This is a genomic window from Collinsella aerofaciens, assembly GCF_040926405.1.
Classification (GTDB): domain Bacteria; phylum Actinomycetota; class Coriobacteriia; order Coriobacteriales; family Coriobacteriaceae; genus Collinsella.
The window spans coordinates 164596-182833 of sequence record NZ_JBCOIG010000001.1; the positions used below are offsets into that span (position 1 = coordinate 164596).

Genomic DNA, 18238 nt, shown 5'->3' on the forward strand with positions numbered 1-18238 from the left:
GTTTTTGAAAGGACAATCATGTCAGAAGAACTTCGTTCCATCCCGCCCCAACACGGGTCCTTTGTTTTTACGTCGGAGTCGGTGACCGAAGGTCATCCCGATAAGATCGCTGACCAGATCAGCGACGCCGTCCTCGACGCAATCCTCGCTAAAGAAATAGAGCTCCAGGAGCAGGGCTACATCGCCCCCAACGGCGTGCCGGCCAACGTGGAGAACGTCCGCTGCGCCTGCGAGACCCTCGTGACCACCGGCACCGTCATCGTCGCCGGCGAGATTCGCACCCAGGCCTACGTCGACGTACAGGAAATCGCCCGCGGTGTTATCCGCCGCATTGGCTACAACCGTGCCAAGTTCGGTTTTGACTGCGACACCTGCGGCGTTATGAGCCTCATCCACGAACAGTCACCCGATATCGCCCAGGGCGTTGACGAGTCCTTCGAGACCCAGACCGGCGCTACCACCGACCCGATCGACCTGATCGGTGCCGGCGACCAGGGCATGATGTTCGGTTATGCCTCCAACGAGACCAAGACCCTCATGCCCATGCCACACTACCTGGCAAGCCGCCTGGCCGAGCGCCTGGCCGCCGTGCGTCACGACGGTACCCTCGCCTATCTGCGTCCCGACGGCAAGACCCAGGTCACCGTGCGCTACGAGGAAGGCAAGCCCGTCGAGGTCACGACCATCGTCATCTCCACGCAGCACGCCGCCGAGATCGAGGACATGGGCAAGATCAAGGCCGACCTTATCGAGCACGTCATCACCCCGGTCATGGCCGCCGAGAACATGCCGTGGGACAACGCGGACATCTACGTGAACCCCACCGGTCGCTTTGTCGTGGGCGGCCCCATGGGCGACACGGGCCTCACCGGCCGCAAGATCATCGTCGACACCTACGGCGGCTACGGCCGTCACGGCGGCGGTGCCTTTAGCGGCAAGGACTGCACCAAGGTCGACCGCTCCGCCGCGTATGCCGCGCGCTGGGTCGCCAAGAACGTGGTCGCCGCCGGCCTGGCCGACCGCTGCGAAGTCGAGCTTGCTTACGCCATCGGCGTTTCCAAGCCCCTCTCAATCATGGTCGACACCTTCGGTACCGCGCATGTTGCCGAGGACAAGATCGTCGAGGCCGTAGAGAAGACCTTCGACCTGCGCCCGGGCGCAATCATCCGCGACCTAGACCTGCGTCGCCCCATCTACGAAAAGACGGCAGCCTACGGTCACTTCGGCCGCGAAGACGCCGACTTCACCTGGGAGAAAACCGATCGAGTCGAAGAACTCAAAGCAGCCTGCGGCCTGTAATTAAGAACCGCCAAGGTTTCAACGACATAAGCGCTTAAAAAAGAAGTACCGCTCCCAACCGGTACTTCTTTTTATTTAAACGGTGGTGAAGATGCTTCGATATGAGCCCACGCTGCGTCACCAGCTAATGAATTTTGCAGCACACGCGCCTCTACCATGTATCCTTAGTTCCGAGGGCTTTGGTATTTGGTCGGTCGCGAGTTCCGCACGAGCCGGAGAGCACTTAATGTGCTCTCCGTGCGAGCAGGACTGCCCGAGCAGGCGACCAAATACCAAAGCCCTCGGAACGACGGGACAAAGAAGGAGCAGCCATGGCAGGCAAGCCGCAAACACTAGCTACGACCTCGGCATTCGAGATCTTGGGCCCCGTCATGGTCGGCCCCAGCTCATCGCACACCGCCGGCGCCCTACGCTGCGCCCAAGTTGCCGCCAGCCTGCTGGAAGGCCGCATCACCAAAGCCACCTTTGGCCTGTGGAACTCCTTCGCCCACACCTACCGCGGCCACGGCACCGATCGTGCGCTCGTCGCGGGCATCCTAGGCCTCGACACCGATGACGAGAATATCAAGCAGGCCTTCGACCTCGCTCGCGAGCAGGGCCTCGAATATCACTTTGACATCAAGGGCGACGACGCCTCCATCCACCCCAATACCGTCGACATTGACATGGTAGACGACACGGGCGCCACGGCACAGGTCCGCGGCGAAAGTCTGGGCGGTGGGAAGATGCGTATCAGCCGCATCAACGGCGTCGGCGTCGACATCTCGGGCATGTACTCCACGCTCTTCGTGGCGCACCAGGATGTTCCCGGCGTACTCGCCGCACTCACGAACTTACTCGCCTACGCCCATGTAAACATCGCGTTTTGCCGTACCTACCGCACCGAAGTGGGCGGCCAGGCCTACTCCGTCTTTGAGACCGACGGCGCGCCCGACGACACCGTTATCCCCATGCTACGCAAACTCGACAATGTCGATTACGCGACCTTTATCGAGCTCCCCGGTTCTGCCTCGTCGCTCTCCCCCGGTGTCTCGGCAAAGGAGATCTTCGACGACGGCGAGCAGCTGCTCGATGCGTGCGAGGAACTGGGACTCAGCATCGGTGCCGTCATGGCCGTGCGCGAGGCGCGTCTGACCGGCGAGACCCACGCCGTCGCCGCCATGCGCCGCGTGCTCGACGTCATGCGCGAAGAGACCACAGCCCCTATCGCAAATCCGCAGCGCTCGCTCGGCGGACTTATCGGCGGCGAGGCCAAGCTCGTCGAAGCAACCCGCCGCAACGATTTGAGTGCAAGCCTGATGGGCGCCGTCCAGACCGACGCCGTTGCCCGCGCCATGGCCGTTCTCGAGCGCTCCGCTACCATGGGCGTGATCGTCGCCGCCCCCACGGCCGGCTCCGCGGGTGTTGTGCCCGGCTGCGTGCTGGCGCTCGCCGATCACCTTCAGCTCGACGACGAGCAGGTCATGGACGCGCTCTACTGCGCAGCCGCCATCGGTCTCAACCTCACCACGAGCGCCTGCGTCGCCGGCGCCGAGGGCGGCTGCCAGGCCGAGGTGGGAAGCGCCGCCGCCATGGCAGCCGCCGCTCTGGTGCAGATGCTCGGCGGCACGCCCGAGCAGGCTCTCGACGCCAGTTCCATCGCGCTGAGTAACCTGCTGGGCCTCGTTTGCGACCCCGTCGGTGGCCTCGTGGAGGTGCCCTGCCAAAACCGCAACGCCATCGGCGTGGCAGCGGCCTTTAGCTCGGCACAACTCGCCCTCGCAGGCATTAAGAGCTTGGTGCCGTTTGACCAGATGGCACATGTCATGCTCTCGGTGGGTCACGCGTTGCCGGCCACGCTACGCGAGACGGCAAAGGGCGGCATCGCGCAGGCACCGGCCGCACTTTCAGCCTGTGCAAAATGCGGTGTGTGCGGATAACGGCTAAGAACGACTCAAAGGTGGGACAAATGTCCCACCTCTTTTGAATGCCACCGTTTCCGTACCACAAACAGCAGGGCAATCGCTATAATGCAAGCCCAGTAAAAACACGATGAGCCGCAAGGCGAAATTCGAAGGATATGCATACGATGTCGCAAAACGATCGAACTCAACTGATTCCCGATCCGCAGCAGCCGAGCAAGCACACCGGCGGCGTTCAGTCGCCGCGTCCTATCGCGCCGAGCCACGGTCAGCAGCGTGGTGCGACAAACGCTTCCCAACGCCCGAACCAGCAGCGTCAACAACGTCAGCAACGCCAGGCAAACGGCAACGCGCCCAAGCTGCCCCCCACGCACACCCGAGGTGATCGCGGCCCCGCGCGCAAGTCCGCCGGCAACAATAAGTCGGGCAAAAAGACGACGCTCTTTGTCGTCTTGGGTCTTATCGTCATTGTCTATATCGTGGGCGTCGTAGCGTTTTCGCAGGTAGCCTACCCCAACACCACCATCGCCGGCGTCGACGTCTCGTTCTCCAACGCTTCGTCTGCCGCAACCAAGGTCAACTCGGCATGGAAGCACTATAAGCTCACCGTGACAGGCGATGACTTTAGCTGGACCTATCAGCCCGACTCCGATGAGCCCATCGTCGACGGCGAAGCTGCCGCAAAAGAGATTATCGGCCACAACGAGGCCTTTATATGGCCGGTCCGCCTTGTGGAATCCTTAAGCGGCAAGACCAAAACAACCGCTACCTCCAACGAAGTCGATCTTGATCAAGACGTCGACCTGTCCATGCTCTCCGGCACCTTTGACCATAAGAAATTTGAGAAGGATCTGGGCGCCGCCATCGACGAGTTTAACGAGGGGCGTTCGGGCACGTTCGAGGCCAATAGCTCCTATGACGAGCAAGCGGGCAAGTTTACCGTCGAGAAGGCGCGCTCCAACGAAAAACTCAACCGCGAGCACGTCATTAAGTATGCCGAGCTCGAACTTGCCTCGCTGGCCGAGACCGTAGATCTTTCCAAGCTCGGCAACGATGCCTATGAGCCGCTCAATGGAACGCTGACCGATGATCAGATTCAGGCCGCATGCGATGCCGCCAACAACTTCCTAGGCGTCAACGTGACCCTCAAGCTCAACGGCGAGGATGCCGGCAAGGTTGATGGCAGCTCCGTATTGCAGTGGATCAGCTTTGCCGATCCCGCCAACCCCACACTCGATACGACGCAGATCAGAAGCTGGGCAGCCGAGCTCGCCAACGGCTTTAATACCGTGGGCTCCACTCGCTGGTGGACGCGCGCCGATGGCAAGCAGTGCGCCGTCGAAGGCGGTGACTTTGGTTGGTCCATCGACAGCAGCTCGCTCGCCAAGCAGGTCGAGGACGCCATTAACAACAAACAGACCGGCGAAATCGAGATCAAGTACTCCCAGAAGGCCGACACCTTTACCGCAAAGGGAGAGCCCGACTGGAAGGCGTATATCGACGTCGACCTGTCCGAGCAGCACGCGCGCTACTATGACGAGAACGGTAATATCGTTTGGGAGGCCAACTTTATTTCCGGCAAACCGGGCGAAGACGCAACCCCCGAGGGCGTGTGGCAGATCAACAGCAACGACGGCGGCAGCACCCTGATTGGAGCCAAGGACCCCGAAACCGGTAAGCCCAAATACGAGAGCCCGGTGAGCTACTGGATGCCGTTTGAGGGCAACATGATCGGCTTCCACGATGCCACCTGGCAAAACGACAAGAGCTTCGATAACGCCGAGTCGTACAAGTGGTGCGGCAGTCACGGCTGCATCAACCTGCGCCTGGCCGACGCCAAGGCACTTCACGACTGCATCAAAGTCGGCCTGTGCGTGGTTGTCCACTCGTAGTGCAACGCGCGCATTCCTACAACGTGGAACTGCTGCGACCAATCTAACAGTTCCGAAAGAAACCGTCCTATGCGCCCGCCCCAACCGGTGGGCGCTTATAATTATCGAGGTTTTTCTATAAAGGAGACGCTATGCCGAATGTCCCCACGATCACCCCGGGCCCAGATGATACCGAGTGCACGCCCGAAGGTGCCACCGAAACGATTCCTCTGATTACAAACGTACATGCCGACAAGCAGAGCGAACGCACGAACGATACGGCCGAGATTTCCGATGAAGAGGCATATGCCAAGCTCAAGGCAAAACGCGCCGAACGTCGACACAAAAAGCTGATTCGACGCGGTATTGCCGCCGGCGTCGTAGGTGCCATCGCACTCATTGCCATTGTCGCAACCTTGGTTATCAATGCGCAGCCACAGGGCGCTAGCGGGGCTGTGACCGACATGGTGACCGAGGGCACGTTTAGCACAACGGTCGAGGCGAAAGGCCAGCTCAAACCCATTTCATCCTCAGTGGTCTCCCCTTCTGTCGACGGCACGGTCGATTCGATCAACGTGCAGGCAGGCCAATCCGTCAGCGAGGGCGACGTGCTTATGACCATTAAAAACGACGAGCTCGATCGCAACGTTGCCGAGGCGCAGCGTGCAGTTGCAGCCGCCCAGGAAGACCTCACCAACGCGCAGAAAGCCGCCGCTGTCGCGCAGGCCACCCCAACGACGGACGTCGATGGAGCTTCCGCAGCGGCTGGCGTCTCCGCTGCATCAGTGGACACGAACGCCGTATCGGCCGCGCAGCGCAGCCTCGCTTCGGCCCAGGCAAACCTAGACCAGGCGAACGCCAAGGCCGCCAGTCGCACGGTCACGGCCCCGAGCTCGGGTAGCATCGTGGAGCTCAACGCCAAGGTGGGCGCCACGGTAACAGGCGGCATGATCATGGGCGAAAGCGATACGAGCGGCGGCAAGCAGTGCATGCAGATCGCCGACCTATCCAAGATGAAGGTGACCGTGCAGGTGGGCGAAAAGGACATCGCCAAGATCGCCGTTGGGCAGAGCGCCAACGTCACGTATCCCGCTTTTCCCGATATCGTGAGCCAGGGCACCGTCACGGCTATCGCGTCGGTGGCAAACTCCGACGCCGCCAACGGCGGCGGCAGCGTGACCTTTAACGTCGACATCCTCATCGAGGCGCCCGACGCGCGCCTGAAGCCGGGCATGACGGCCGAGGTATCGGTGGTGACCGAGCAGCTCGACGACGTGGTGATGGTGCCGACGATGGCGCTCATGACCGAAGACGGCGAACACTATTACGTCAACGTGGCAACCGATGACGAAGGCAAGGAAACGCGCCGCGTCAAGGTGACCGTCGTGACGCAAAACGACAACGAAGCCGTAGTCGGCAAGACACAGGTCAAGCGCGACGACCAGGGCAACGAGATCAACCCCAACGTACCGGTTACCAAGCTGCGCGATGGCGACACGCTCGTCATGGACACCGGAGCGGACGCAACGGCTGACGGCGGCTACAGCGCGGATTCGGGCAGTATGTCTGCCGATGAGGACATGTAATGCGTCCCGTTATCGACATCCGCAACGTGCACCGCATCTTTGAGAGCGAGGCGGGTTGCGCCCACATCCTGCACAACGTGAGCCTGGCGGTAAATCCCGGCGAATTCGTCGCTATCACTGGCCCCTCGGCCTCGGGCAAATCAACGCTCATGAACATCCTAGGCTGCCTGGATAAGCCGACGGCGGGCGACTACTACCTGCAAGGGCTCAACGTGGCCGAGCTTGACGATGACGAGCTCACCGAAGCCCGCGGCCTGAGCATTGGCTTTGTCTTTCAGAGCTTCAACCTGCTGCCGCGCCTGTCGGTTATCGAAAACGTGATGCTGCCGCTGGCCTACACCAATGTGCCCCGTAGCCAGCGCGAAATGCGCGCCGTGCATGCGCTGCAGGCTGTCACGCTGCCCGTCGACCACTGGGACCACCGCATATCCGAGCTCTCGGGCGGCCAGATGCAGCGCGTCGCAATCGCGCGCGCCCTCGTCAATGACCCGCCCATCATTCTGGCCGACGAGCCTACGGGAAACCTGGACTCCGCTACCGGAGCGCTTGTGATGGAGACCTTCCATAAGCTCCAGAAACGCGGCAAAACCATCGTGCTTATCACACACGACCCCGGCATCGCCGCCGAGGCCGACCGTGCCGTGACCATCCGCGACGGTCGCATTCACGACGGCGCGTATATTCCACATGCACCGCGGACCCTGCGCAGCGCCGTAGATAGCCTGCCCATGATTTCCGCCTCCGCCAACCCGCCGAAAGGAGTGGTGGCATGAGCGCCCGCGATCTCATCCAGGAAGCCCTTCACTCGCTCGAGGCCAACAAGGGGCGCAGCCTGCTCACCATTCTGGGCATTGTCATCGGCATCGCCTCGGTTATCGCCATGACTTCGCTCATCGGCGGCATCCAAAACAGCCTGGTCAACAGTCTGGGCCTCAATGCGGCACGCATGGTGCAAATCTATTCGTCGCAAGAACTCACCGAGTCGGACATCGAGAAGCTTCAAAAACTGGTGCCGCAGATAGAGCAGATCGGCATTGTCGACAGCGCGTATACCGAGTATAAGACCGGCGATAAAAGCTATACCGTCATGGCACAGGGTGTCGATAGCGACATGCTCGACGCCGTGGGGGCCAGCAAGCTCGTTGCGGGGCGCACCTATTCCCAGGCCGAGTCCCAATCAGGCTCGCGCGTGGCGCTCATCAGCCGCAACGGCGCCGATCAGCTTTACGGCAACGAACAGGATGCGCTGGGGAAAACCATCAAGGTGTCCAACGGCGAGGTGCAGATTGTAGGCGTGATTGATGGCGGCAGCGACTCCATGGGCTCGCTCACGCTGTATATGCCACGCGAAACTATCTCCGGACTGTTTGGCGACGAGAATCCTTCATTCCCCAGCGTGACGGCACTTGCCGCCGAGGGCACGGACATGGATGAGCTCTGCAAAACCATCGAGTCCAAGGTGCGCGCGATGAAGGGCATCGAGGAGGAGGACGAGTACGACAGTGTATCGGCAACCTCCATGAAAAGCGCTATCGATGCACTCAACTCCTTTATGGGCGCATTCTCGCTCATCATGGGTGCTGTCGCCAGCATCTCGCTGCTTGTCGGCGGTATCGGCATTATGAATATGATGCTCACCAACGTATCTGAACGCATCCGTGAGATCGGCATCCGCCGTGCTCTGGGCGCAAGTCGTCGCGATATCACCGCGCAGTTTTTGGCCGAATCCTCGGCGCTGTGCGTCACCGGCGGACTGCTAGGTGTCCTGATTGGCTATCTGCTGGCATGGGGCCTCGCGATGTTTGCCTCCGGATCCGGGATTCTTGGCGAGCTCGGTGCCAGCGGGCAAATCACACCGAGTTTTTCAATCGCCACGGTGATGCTGGCCTTCGCCGTCTCCGTCGGCATCGGCGTGATCTTTGGCTTCTACCCCGCTCGCCGCGCGGCGAAGCTCGACCCGGTGGAGTGCCTACGCTACCAGTAAGCCACCACCAACAAGTTGCGGTGAATTAGGGACTAAATATGCTATCTAGCAGCAAATACAGACACTATTTCACCGCAACTTATTGAAGGGCTGCTTGCGCCAGTTCCGGGCGTCGTCCTCGAGCTATTGGCGGATGACGGTCTTGTACGGTTCGAGCTTGCTCGGGGCGCTCCTCCTCGCAGGCGGGAGGGCACGCATGCGCGGCGAGCACCTAGCGCGCGAACTCCCGTAAGAGCGCGTCTTCCACTTCCCGAAGCGAAAGGGCCCCGCCTCCCTCGGCGGGACGGGTGACCACGATGCAGCGCGCTCCAGCGTCGCGCGCTGCGGCGAGCTTCTCAGCCGTGCCGCCTACGGTTCCCGAGTCCTTGGTCACAAGCCACTGGGCGCCCACCTGCCGAAGCATCGCCTCGTTGAGCTCGCGGGTGAAGGGCCCCTGCATGCCGATGACGTGCGACGGCGAAAACCCCGCGTCGATGCACTTCGTTATAGCACCGGGCAGCGGGAGCACACGCACGAAGAAGCGCTCCGCGAAATCGGCGACGCGCGTGTAGGGAGCAAGCTCCTTGCTCCCCGTCGTGAGAAGCGCGCGACCCGGGTTCTCGGAGAGAAAGCGCGCCGCGCAGGCGATCGACGCGACCGGCACGACGCCTTTGGGCAGCGCCTCGGCCGGGCGCGCAAGGCGCAGGCATCGTGCACCCACGGCGAGCGAAGCGGCCCGGATGTTGCCGCTTGCGAGCGTGGCGAAGGGGTGCGTGGCATCGACGACGATGCACGCGCCGGAAAGCTCGCGCTCCATGTCGGCCTCGTCGAGCCTGCCCGCATGCACCTCGATGCCCGGAAGCTGGCCCAAAAGCTCGCCTCCGTACTCGGTTGCCGCGTAGGCACGGGCGGGGATGCCCGCCCCGCTCGCCCATTCGCACAGAAGGCGGCCCTCGGTGGTGCCGGCGAAGATGCGCAGCGCCGGCGCGGATGCGGGCGCCGTCACTTCGGGCCGCCTGGGCGCGTGATCTGGTAGAGCAGCGCGTTCATAATGGCGGCCGCCACGGTCGAACCGCCCTTGCGACCCCTCGCGACGATGGCCGGCACGCGTCGCGCGAGTAGCTCCTCTTTCGCCTCGACCACGTTCACAAACCCGACCGGCACCCCAACGACGAGCGCGGGCGCGATCTTCCCCGCGTCCATGAGCTCGGCGAGGCGCAGAAGTGCCGTGGGGGCGTTACCGACGGTCACGATGAGCGGACCCTCGATGCCGCAAGCTTTGTCCATGCTCGCAACGGCGCGAGTCGTGCCCGCGGCGCGCGCAGCCGCGGCGACATTAGGGTCGGCCATGTAGCACACGGCCTTGCAGCCGAGCTTTGCGAGCGCGGGCTTGCTTATGCCTGCGAGCGCCATGTTCGTGTCGGTGAGCACCGTGGCCCCTGCGCGCAGTGCGTCGAGAGCACAGTGCGCGGCGTCATGGGTGAATACGAGGGAATCGGCGTACGAGAAGTCGGCAGTGGTGTGGATGACGCGCTTCACGACGGGCTCTTCAAGCGGCGGGAACGTGCGGCCGCCGAGCTCTTCGGTGATGATCTCGAAGCTGCGCCGCTCGATGTCGCCGGGCGCCATCTCCTTGGAATCCATCTAGTACTCCACTCCTTCCCTTGCACCTATCCCCTGAGCGTAGGGGTGTTTCTCGCACCGCATCTCGGTTATGTAGTCGGCCTTCTCCACGATCTTGCGGGAAGGCGCGCGCCCGGTGAGCGCTACTTCGACGCCGCGCGCGGACATATCGAGCGCGCGGTCCACGAGCGCCTCGTCGACAAGCCCCTTCGAAAGCGCGTCGAGCGCCTCGTCGAGCACGAGCAGTCCCTCCTGCGCGCCCTCGAGCTCGGCGAGCGCGGAAGCGAGGTTCCCATCGTGCAGCTCGCGCGTCGCGGCAAGTTCTTCCGACGTCATGGACCAGGTAAACTTGTCCGACGCCTTCCCCGCGAACACGGGCACGCCGAAATGCTCGGCGAGCAGGCGCACCTCCCCGCTTTCGCCGTCTTTCAGGAACTGCACGACGACGACGCGGCGGCCTGCGGCGAGCATGCGAAGGGCGAGGCCCATCGCCGCCGTGGTCTTGCCTTTGCCGTCGCCATGATACACGTGGATCATACGCCCTCCTCGATAATGCGGTAGACATACTCCATGTCGAGCGCCACGCGCACGGAGTCGGCCAGGCGGTCGAACTCGCGCGCACGGTGATCGGCCGCGGACGCCGCGCCCACAGCACCCACGACGCTCTCGGGCAGGCCACGCATGCGCGCGAGCGAGGGCGAGCGCCACCCCCGGTTCGTCGAACAGGCCGTGGAGATAGGTTCCAAACACGTTTCCGCAGGCCGCGCCGTCTGGTTTGCCGCCAATCGTGCCCGCAGGGGCGCAGGAGACGATCGTTTCGCCGTCGTGGATCTCGTACCCGCGAGCCGTCATGCCGTTCCACACCGAGAACGCGCCTTGGGCGCCTGTGATGCGCAGCTCCGACTGGGCGAGGCGCTTTTCCTCCCTGAACACCGTACTTGCAGGGATGAGCCCGAGCCCGCGCGCGGTGCCAGCGCCTTCCCTGCCGTGCGGGTCGGAAAGCTCGTCACCCAAAAGCTGGTAGCCTCCGCATATGCCGAGCACCGGCGTGCCCGCACCCGAAAGCGCGCGTACACAGGCTCCGATGCCGCTAGCCGCAAGCCAGCGCGCGTCGTCGAGCGTGGTCTTCGAGCCGGGGAGCACCACCAGGTCGGGTCGGCCCAGATCGGTCGTCGAGGAAACGTAGCGCACGCCCACGCCGGGCACGCGCGAAAGCGGGTCGAAGTCGGTGAAGTTCGACAGATGTGGAAGGCGCACGACGGCGACGTCGATGACGCCGCGCGCCTCGCGGGCAGATAGGCGCGGCGCGAGCGAGTCCTCGTCGTCCAGGTCGAGCGTAAGATACGGCACGACCCCCACGACGGGAACCCCGCACATCTTCTCGAGCGGGGCCAAACCCGGGCGCAGGATTTCCACATCGCCGCGGAACTTGTTCACCACAAGCCCCCGCAAAAGAGCGCGATCCTCGGGCGCAAAGAGCGCGACCGTGCCGTAGAGCTGGGCAAACACCCCGCCTGGGTCGATGTCGCCCGCGAGCAGCACGGGGGAGGACACGGCGCGCGCGAGCCCCATGTTGACGATGTCGTTTTCGGCAAGGTTGATTTCGACGGGGCTGCCGGCGCCCTCGATGACGATGACGTCGTTTTCCTCCGCGAGCGAATCGAACGCCTCCAAAATCTGCGGCATGAACGCCTTCTTTCGCGCGAAGTAGTCCCTCGCAGCGAAGGCTCCCTGCGCCTTGCCGGCCACGATGAGCTGGCTTCGGTGGTCGCTTTCGGGCTTGAGCAGGATGGGGTTCATGCGCACGTCGGGCGCGATGCCGCACGCCTCGGCCTGCATGATCTGGGCGCGCCCCATCTCGAGCCCATCGGCCGTGACACCGCTGTTGAGCGCCATGTTCTGGCTCTTGAAGGGAGCCACGCGCAGGCCGTCCTGCGAAAGCACACGGCACAGCCCCGCCGCAAGCAGGCTCTTCCCCGCGTTCGACATGGTGCCCTGGATCATGATGGGCTTCGCCCTACCCACGGGTATCGACCTCCTTCGCCGAGCCTCGGCCATCCGCGCCCGCCATAGCGTCGCTGCAAGAAGCGCCGCCCCGTTCGTCGGGTTCGCCTTCGCCCGATGCGCCTTCCGCCCGAAGCGCGCGGCTGAACGCCATCGCAAGCCGGGCGTTCTCCTTGCGCGTGCGCACCGCGACGCGGCACCAGAAACGGGACAGTACCGAAAACGAGTCGCACGTGCGGACCAAAACCCCCTGTTTATACAGGCGCTCGGGGATGTCTTTCGCCGGCATGCGGACTAAAAGGAAGTTCGCATCCGACGGCACGACGGAAAGCCCGAGCGAGGAGAGCTCGTGGGAAAGCCACGCTCGCTCGCCCGCCAGTACATCGCGCGTGCGCGAGACGTATTCGACGTCTTCCAGGGCGGCGATGCCTGCGGCCTCGGCGACCGAGGAGACGGGCCACGCCTGTCCCGCCCGGCGAATCCCCTCGAGGAGTTGGGCGTTTCCGCTGATCAGATACCCCAACCGCAACCCTGCCATTCCGTAGAGCTTGGTGAACGCGGAGAGCACGGCCACATGGTGCGAACACGCGGCGCGTGCGGCCACGCTCCTTTCGCGGGCGTCGGGCGCAAATCCGAGGAAGCACTCGTCCACGACGAGCAGCGCGCCCACCTGCTCGCAGCGGCAAGCCGCGGCATCGATCACGCTGGGGTCGACGAGGCGCCCCGTCGGGTTGTTCGGATTGCAGAGGTACGCCACGTCTCCCGGCCCCTCGATCGCGCGGGCGAAGGAGGCGGGCACGTCGAAGTCGTCCGCTTCGGAGAGCGGGAACTCCTGCACGCATGCACCGTAGTACGATGCCGCCTCCGCATATTCAGAGAACGTCGGCGCGCACACGACGATGCGTTTCGGGCGCACCGCCGCAGCGAGCCGCCAGATGATGTCGGACGCGCCCGCGCCGCAGACGATAGTATCTTCGGGAATGCCCTGGGCGCGCGCTAGGGCGCGAACGAGGGCGAGGCTTTCCCTATCGGGGTAGGCGTCGATTCGAGAAAGCGACTTGCAAGCTGCGGCGACGGCGCGCGGCGAGGGGCCTGCCGGATTCACGTTCACCGAGAAGTCGATGAGATCGGAGGCGCCCCCTTCGCAACCGATGCCGAGCGATTGCGCGCTGCCCCCATGCGTACGGGCGCGCAGGATTCCCCCGGCAGCCCGGAGCGCGGCGTGGTCTTCCCTCATGCCATCGCCCCCAAGGCGAGCACGACCGCCGCGCGCGCGGCGCCGAAGACGACGAGCGCGCATACGGACGCGGCGAGCATGAGCCTTGTCGCCCGGGCGATGTCGCCCCACTCGATTTCGCGGGACGCGTCGCCTATCGTCGGTTTCTCAACGAGCTTGCCGAAATACACCGCGGGTCCTGCCAGGCGCAGCCCGAGCGCGCCCGCACACGCTGACTCGGTCTGCGCCGAGTTGGGGCTCGCATGGCGACGCCTGTCGCGGCGCCAGATGCGCGCCGCCCCGCGCGCGTCGAGCCCGACGATCGGGCACACGGCGATCATGAACAGGGCCGATAAGCGCGAGGGAATCCAGTTCACCGCATCGTCGAGGCGCGCCGAGGCGCGACCGAAGTCGATGTAGCGCTCGTTTTTGTAGCCCACCATGCTGTCGAGCGTGTTCACCGCCTTGTACGCCATGCCCAAGGGCGCACCCCCGATCATAAGGTAGAAAAGTGGCGCGATGACGCCGTCGCTCGCGTTCTCCGCCACCGTTTCCACGGCGGCGCGCGCGACGCCCTGCTCGTCGAGAACAGACGTGTCGCGTCCCACGATGAGCCCGACGGCTTCGCGCGCCGCGACAAGGCCGCCCTTCGAGAACGCGTGGGCCACGGCCAGGCTCTGGCGGCGCAGCTCGCATGTCGCGAGAACCTGATAGCTCGCCCATGCCTCGGCCACGAAGCGCAAGCCGGAGTGAACCATGCCGCAAAGATGTAGGATACCCCAGGTCAAAAGCCCACACGCAAGCGGAAGCGCCACGGCGAGCACAAGCCCTGCGGCACGCGTGCCCGCGGACGTTTGCGGGAATGCGCCTCGAAGGCGGCCTTCGGCCCACGTGATCGCGCGCCCCATGGCGACGACGGGATGGGGAAGCCAGCGCGGGTCGCCGAAGGCAAGGTCGGCCGCGAACCCGGCGGCGACGGCAAGAATCGTCATCACCGGGCATCGCCCCCCGAAGCGGGGCGAACGTCGCGAAGGCAGCGCCCATCCCAGGTGGCGGCCCATGCGCCGCCCGGCTCGGTATGCACGTCGAAATATCCCATTTTCGGGACAGCTAGCTCGGAGAGTAGCGCTTTCACGGTACCCGCGTGAACGACGAAGACGGCGCGCCTACTCCCCTGGGCGCGCTCCGATTCGCACGCCTCCCGAAACGCCGCGACGACGCGGCGGGTGAAATCGCTCTTGCCCTCGCCATGCGGGCAGCGCGTCTCGCACCAGGAGTCTACCCAGGCGTGGTAGCGCACATCCTCTTTAAGCTCGGCGGCGCTTCGCCCCTCGAAGTCACCGAAATCCATCTCGCGCAGACCGGGGCACGCCATAAGCTCCGCGTTCGGGAAGAGGATGCGAGCCGTCTGGTCGGTGCGGGCCATGCCGCTCGTGATAACACGGAACACGTCACGATCGCACGCGAGGTCGCGCAAAGCGCGCTCGCCCGCACTCGACAGGGGCTCGTCGGTGCCCGCCCCGCTGTAGCGATGGTCTTCCGTGCCCGCCGTGGCACCATGGCGCACGAAGACGACTTCCAAAGGCGCGCCCGCGCCCTGCGTCCCTCGAGGCGCATCGGCAAGGTTTCCTTTGATGACCTGGGGAATCCCGCACGTCATGCGCACGACGACGTCGGCGCGCGCAGCGAGCGCGCATCCCAGGCGCCCCGCGCGCTCGCGCCATTGGGCGTCTTCCGCACGCATGGGGACGACCCCCGAGCCGACCAAGGGCAGAATCACTGCGTCGAAGCCGATCAGCCGCTCGAGCGCCCGGTCAGCGTCGAGCGCGCGTACGAGTTCCTCAGCACGGTACGCGACACGGCCGGCAAAAGCCGCGGGCACGCCGCCCTCCGCAAGCTGCGCCGCGTCGACGAAATCGTCCGCCGCGAACCCGAGCCTTTCGCGCACGAAGGTCCTCTTCCCCGAATGCGCGCCACCTACCACGAGAATCATAGGAGCATGCCCCCCGCCACCAGCATGGCAAGCATCGCGAGCTCGGCCCATTGCAGAAACCATCCGGCCAAATCACCCGTCACCCCGCCGAAGCGGGACAGGGCAACATGGCGGTACCACGCGAGCGCCAAAAGCCCCGCCACCGCCATAAGGGCGCCGACGGCCTGAGCGCACGCGACCATCCCTGCAGCCGAAGCCGCAGCGAAAGCGCAAAGCGGCACGACGATCGCCGCGCGCTTCTTCGCAGGCGAGAGCCCCACGGCCATGCCGTCCGCCCGCGCGGCAGGCCAGCATTCTACGGCGAGCCCCGAAAGCGCGCGGGAGAACACGAGCGAGCACAGAAGCGCGAGGAACGCCCCCGCCGTAAGCGGCAGCGCGGTGAACAGGGAAAACTGCAGAATAAGGTACACGACAACACCGATGACCCCGAAGGCGCCCGCCCGCGGGTCGTGCATGATCTCGAGCTTTCGCTCGCGCGGGGCCCAACTTGCAAGCGCATCGGAGGTGTCGCAGAGCCCGTCTAGGTGGATGCCTCCCGTCACCGCCACAGGCAACGCCACGAGCACGGCCGCGACGATGGTCGCGGCCACGCCGAGCAGGTTCGCCACGTGCCCCCACGCCGTCATGAGGAAGCCTTCCGCAAGGCCCACCAGGGGAAACGCGGCAAGCGCATGGGTTGACCCGAAATCGGTCCAGGCCGATTTCGGGACGGGGATGCGCGAGAACGTTCCGAACGCCGCGCCGATTGCCTCTGCTATCTTCACCTTGTAGGTCCTTCGCCTTTCATCCACACGGGAATCCCGCATACCACTTCGACTGCGCGGTCGGCCAGCGCCGCCACGCCCGCGTTCACGCGCGCGAGCGCGCGCCTCCATGCCTCGGTCCCCTCATCGTAGCGCATCCCATCGGCGAACACGTCGACGGTGACCACCACCGTATACGCAGCGGCCTGAGCGAGCCGTTCGATGCCTCCGAGCACCTCGCGCGCCGCAGCGTCGGGGTCACGTGGGGACAAGCCGCCTTCCGCGAAGAGCTCGTTCGCAACCAGGTTGCCCACGTCCTCCAAAAGAAGCGTGCAGCCGCACGGAAGCCCGGACGCTGCGGCGCCCACGTCACGCGTGCGCTCGAGGGTGGAAAACCCCTTGCCCTCGCGCAGCGCCCGATGGCGCGCGATGCGGCGGGCGCCCTCTTCCCCGAAGGGCTCCATCGTTGCCAGGTACACGCGGGGGCCGTCGTGCCCGAGGCACAGGGACTCGGCATAGGCGCTCTTGCCGCTCGCGGCGGCGCCGATGACGAGTGTCACCGTCATTTCCCAGCCTCGAAATGCTCGTAAGCAGCCATGCCAGTCGCCGTGAACGTCTTCCCATCCCGGTACACGCGCAGCGCCGAATCCAGAAGGGGCAGATACGCCATGGCGCCCGCGCCCTCGCCCAAGTGCATGCCTGCGACGAGGGGTGCCTTTATGCCGAGCTCGCGAAGGAGCTCCTGGCTTGCGGGTTCGCTCGATGCGTGGGTGCCCACGAGGTAGCCCAAGGCGTTGGGGCAAAGGCGCACCGCGCACAGGGCCGCCGTGCAGGATATGACCCCGTCGAGGAGCGCCGGCGCCTTCGAGGCCGCGGCCCCCAGGTAGAAGCCGCACATCGCCGCGATGTCGAATCCGCCCACCTTCGAGAGCACGTCGATCGGGTCGGCGGGATCGGGCGAGTTCGCGTCGATAGCGCGCTCGACCACGTCGCGCTTGCGCGCGAGCGAGGCGTCCGAGAGCCCCGCGCCGCGGCCGACGAGGCTCCGCGCGTCCGCCCGGATGAGCACTGCGGCCACCGCCGCCGAGGTGGTCGTGTTGCCGATGCCCATCTCGCCCGCGGCGAGAAGGCGCACGCCGGCGCGAGCAAGCCCGCACGCGACGGCGATTCCTACCTCGATCGCGCGCACAGCCCCATCGCGAGACATAGCGGGGCCGTGCGCGATGTTGCCGCTCCCCCGCCGCACGTTCGCGCGTACCATGCGCGCGTCTTCTATGCCCCGGGCCATACCCACGTCGACGGGCACGACCTCGGCACCCGCGAACGCCGCCATGCGGCAGGCGCTCGTGGCTCCCTCGCACATGTTGCGCGCGACGGCTCGCGTCACGTCTTGTCCGCTTTGCGACACGCCTTCGGCAACGACCCCGTTGTCGGAGAAGAATACTGCGAGCGCACGGGGAAACTCGGCCACCTCGGCGCTCCCCTGAGCTGCGGCGATACGCGCGACGGCATCTTCAAAGTCGCCCAATCCCCCCAAGGGGTGCGCGATGGAGTCCCACGCGGCGTACGCGGCGGCGCGGGCGCACTCGTCTGCGGGCGCGATCCGGGAGAGCGCGGCTTCGAGCACGGCGCCCGGCGCCGACGAGAACGCGCGCTCGACTTCCTCGCGGATGCAGGCAAGCGCGGTTTCGGTTGCTTCAGCCATGCCGTCTCCTCTCTGCGAACGACGCTGCGGCAGACGCGAACGCGCGCGCAACGTCGGGGTTCGCAGGATAGTACACATGCGGGAAGCCCGCAACCAGGGACGGGGTAGTCGTCATGCACGGCCAGCCTTTGTCGCGCCGGGGCTTTTGCGCCCAAAAGTCGCCGCCCGGGCAGGTGGACTGCCAGTAGTGGAACTCGTGCGCGCGGATGCGTGTGCCGCGCGGCCCGTAGAGCCCGTCGCGTTGGGAAGTGAGCTCCACGTACCCGAAATGTGACAGCCTTCCCCCGTTCTCGCTTGCGCCCACAAGGGCGCCCACAACAGGCCAGCGCCGCCC

General features: G+C 64.9%; 15 protein-coding genes. 6 read left to right on the forward strand and 9 right to left on the reverse strand.

What is annotated here, in order from left to right; genetic code table 11:
- The first annotated feature begins 18 nt into the window (after window positions 1-18).
- The 6 genes from metK to AB5758_RS00815 all read left to right on the forward strand — a co-directional run bounded on the left by metK (window position 19) and on the right by AB5758_RS00815 (window position 8641).
- On the forward strand, window positions 19-1299 hold the full coding sequence (gene metK / locus AB5758_RS00790) for a methionine adenosyltransferase (protein WP_022094972.1): 1281 nt from the start codon (window positions 19-21) through the stop codon (window positions 1297-1299).
- A gap of 311 nt (window positions 1300-1610) precedes the next feature.
- Window positions 1611-3218 (forward strand): L-serine ammonia-lyase, iron-sulfur-dependent, subunit alpha, encoded by a 1608-nt coding sequence (gene sdaAA / locus AB5758_RS00795; protein WP_138112491.1) that lies wholly within the window; start codon window positions 1611-1613, stop codon window positions 3216-3218.
- Window positions 3219-3367: 149 nt separating this feature from the next.
- The gene (locus AB5758_RS00800; RefSeq protein WP_368141789.1) at window positions 3368-5092 is read left to right on the forward strand and encodes a L,D-transpeptidase; all 1725 of its coding nucleotides are present in this window, start codon (window positions 3368-3370) and stop codon (window positions 5090-5092) included.
- Between the two features lie 131 nt (window positions 5093-5223).
- On the forward strand, window positions 5224-6657 hold the full coding sequence (locus AB5758_RS00805; protein ID WP_368152654.1) for an efflux RND transporter periplasmic adaptor subunit: 1434 nt from the start codon (window positions 5224-5226) through the stop codon (window positions 6655-6657).
- The gene (locus tag AB5758_RS00810) at window positions 6657-7430 is read left to right on the forward strand and encodes an ABC transporter ATP-binding protein (protein WP_368141999.1); all 774 of its coding nucleotides are present in this window, start codon (window positions 6657-6659) and stop codon (window positions 7428-7430) included. Before AB5758_RS00805 ends, AB5758_RS00810 begins: the two co-directional genes overlap by 1 nt.
- Window positions 7427-8641, forward strand: a complete 1215-nt coding sequence (locus AB5758_RS00815; RefSeq protein WP_138374705.1) for an ABC transporter permease — start codon at window positions 7427-7429, stop codon at window positions 8639-8641. The genes AB5758_RS00810 and AB5758_RS00815 overlap by 4 nt, the downstream gene beginning before the upstream one ends.
- 211 nt (window positions 8642-8852) lie before the next feature.
- On the opposite strand, the gene cobK is transcribed toward AB5758_RS00815, so the two are convergent.
- The 9 genes from cobK to cobT are packed head-to-tail and all read right to left on the reverse strand — an operon-like array spanning window position 8853 to window position 17904.
- Window positions 8853-9626, reverse strand: a complete 774-nt coding sequence (gene cobK, locus AB5758_RS00820; RefSeq protein ID WP_161144927.1) for a precorrin-6A reductase — start codon at window positions 9624-9626, stop codon at window positions 8853-8855.
- On the reverse strand, window positions 9623-10264 hold the full coding sequence (locus tag AB5758_RS00825) for a precorrin-8X methylmutase (protein ID WP_161145596.1): 642 nt from the start codon (window positions 10262-10264) through the stop codon (window positions 9623-9625). Before AB5758_RS00825 ends, cobK begins: the two co-directional genes overlap by 4 nt.
- On the reverse strand, window positions 10265-12268 hold the full coding sequence (locus AB5758_RS00830) for a cobyric acid synthase (protein WP_368155318.1): 2004 nt from the start codon (window positions 12266-12268) through the stop codon (window positions 10265-10267). It abuts the gene before it with no gap.
- Window positions 12261-13484 (reverse strand): pyridoxal phosphate-dependent aminotransferase, encoded by a 1224-nt coding sequence (locus AB5758_RS00835; RefSeq protein ID WP_225093548.1) that lies wholly within the window; start codon window positions 13482-13484, stop codon window positions 12261-12263. The genes AB5758_RS00830 and AB5758_RS00835 overlap by 8 nt, the downstream gene beginning before the upstream one ends.
- Window positions 13481-14455: an adenosylcobinamide-phosphate synthase CbiB gene (gene cbiB / locus AB5758_RS00840; RefSeq protein ID WP_161161406.1), complete on the reverse strand. Its 975-nt coding sequence runs from the start codon at window positions 14453-14455 to the stop codon at window positions 13481-13483. Before cbiB ends, AB5758_RS00835 begins: the two co-directional genes overlap by 4 nt.
- The gene (locus AB5758_RS00845; RefSeq protein WP_368141556.1) at window positions 14455-15456 is read right to left on the reverse strand and encodes a histidine phosphatase family protein; all 1002 of its coding nucleotides are present in this window, start codon (window positions 15454-15456) and stop codon (window positions 14455-14457) included. The genes cbiB and AB5758_RS00845 overlap by 1 nt, the downstream gene beginning before the upstream one ends.
- Window positions 15453-16220 (reverse strand): adenosylcobinamide-GDP ribazoletransferase, encoded by a 768-nt coding sequence (locus AB5758_RS00850; protein WP_368141555.1) that lies wholly within the window; start codon window positions 16218-16220, stop codon window positions 15453-15455. The genes AB5758_RS00845 and AB5758_RS00850 overlap by 4 nt, the downstream gene beginning before the upstream one ends.
- A complete protein-coding gene (locus AB5758_RS00855; protein ID WP_195444312.1) occupies window positions 16217-16765 on the reverse strand; it encodes a bifunctional adenosylcobinamide kinase/adenosylcobinamide-phosphate guanylyltransferase in 549 nt (182 codons plus the stop codon). The genes AB5758_RS00850 and AB5758_RS00855 overlap by 4 nt, the downstream gene beginning before the upstream one ends.
- Entirely contained in the window at window positions 16762-17904 is a 1143-nt protein-coding gene (cobT, locus tag AB5758_RS00860; RefSeq protein ID WP_368141554.1) for a nicotinate-nucleotide--dimethylbenzimidazole phosphoribosyltransferase, read from the reverse strand. The genes AB5758_RS00855 and cobT overlap by 4 nt, the downstream gene beginning before the upstream one ends.
- Between the last annotated feature and the right edge of the window lie 334 nt (window positions 17905-18238).

Excerpts from the sequence above, each read along its gene's own strand:
- metK (WP_022094972.1), top strand. The coding sequence starts at position 19 with ATGTCAGAAGAACTTCGTTCCATCCCGCCCCAACACGGGTCCTTTGTT.
- sdaAA (WP_138112491.1), top strand. The coding sequence starts at position 1,611 with ATGGCAGGCAAGCCGCAAACACTAGCTACGACCTCGGCATTCGAGATC.
- AB5758_RS00800 (WP_368141789.1), top strand. The coding sequence starts at position 3,368 with ATGTCGCAAAACGATCGAACTCAACTGATTCCCGATCCGCAGCAGCCG.
- AB5758_RS00805 (WP_368152654.1), top strand. The coding sequence starts at position 5,224 with ATGCCGAATGTCCCCACGATCACCCCGGGCCCAGATGATACCGAGTGC.
- AB5758_RS00810 (WP_368141999.1), top strand. The coding sequence starts at position 6,657 with ATGCGTCCCGTTATCGACATCCGCAACGTGCACCGCATCTTTGAGAGC.
- AB5758_RS00815 (WP_138374705.1), top strand. The coding sequence starts at position 7,427 with ATGAGCGCCCGCGATCTCATCCAGGAAGCCCTTCACTCGCTCGAGGCC.
- AB5758_RS00825 (WP_161145596.1), bottom strand. The coding sequence starts at position 10,264 with ATGGATTCCAAGGAGATGGCGCCCGGCGACATCGAGCGGCGCAGCTTC.
- AB5758_RS00835 (WP_225093548.1), bottom strand. The coding sequence starts at position 13,484 with ATGAGGGAAGACCACGCCGCGCTCCGGGCTGCCGGGGGAATCCTGCGC.
- cbiB (WP_161161406.1), bottom strand. The coding sequence starts at position 14,455 with ATGACGATTCTTGCCGTCGCCGCCGGGTTCGCGGCCGACCTTGCCTTC.
- AB5758_RS00845 (WP_368141556.1), bottom strand. The coding sequence starts at position 15,456 with ATGATTCTCGTGGTAGGTGGCGCGCATTCGGGGAAGAGGACCTTCGTG.
- AB5758_RS00855 (WP_195444312.1), bottom strand. The coding sequence starts at position 16,765 with ATGACGGTGACACTCGTCATCGGCGCCGCCGCGAGCGGCAAGAGCGCC.
- cobT (WP_368141554.1), bottom strand. The coding sequence starts at position 17,904 with ATGGCTGAAGCAACCGAAACCGCGCTTGCCTGCATCCGCGAGGAAGTC.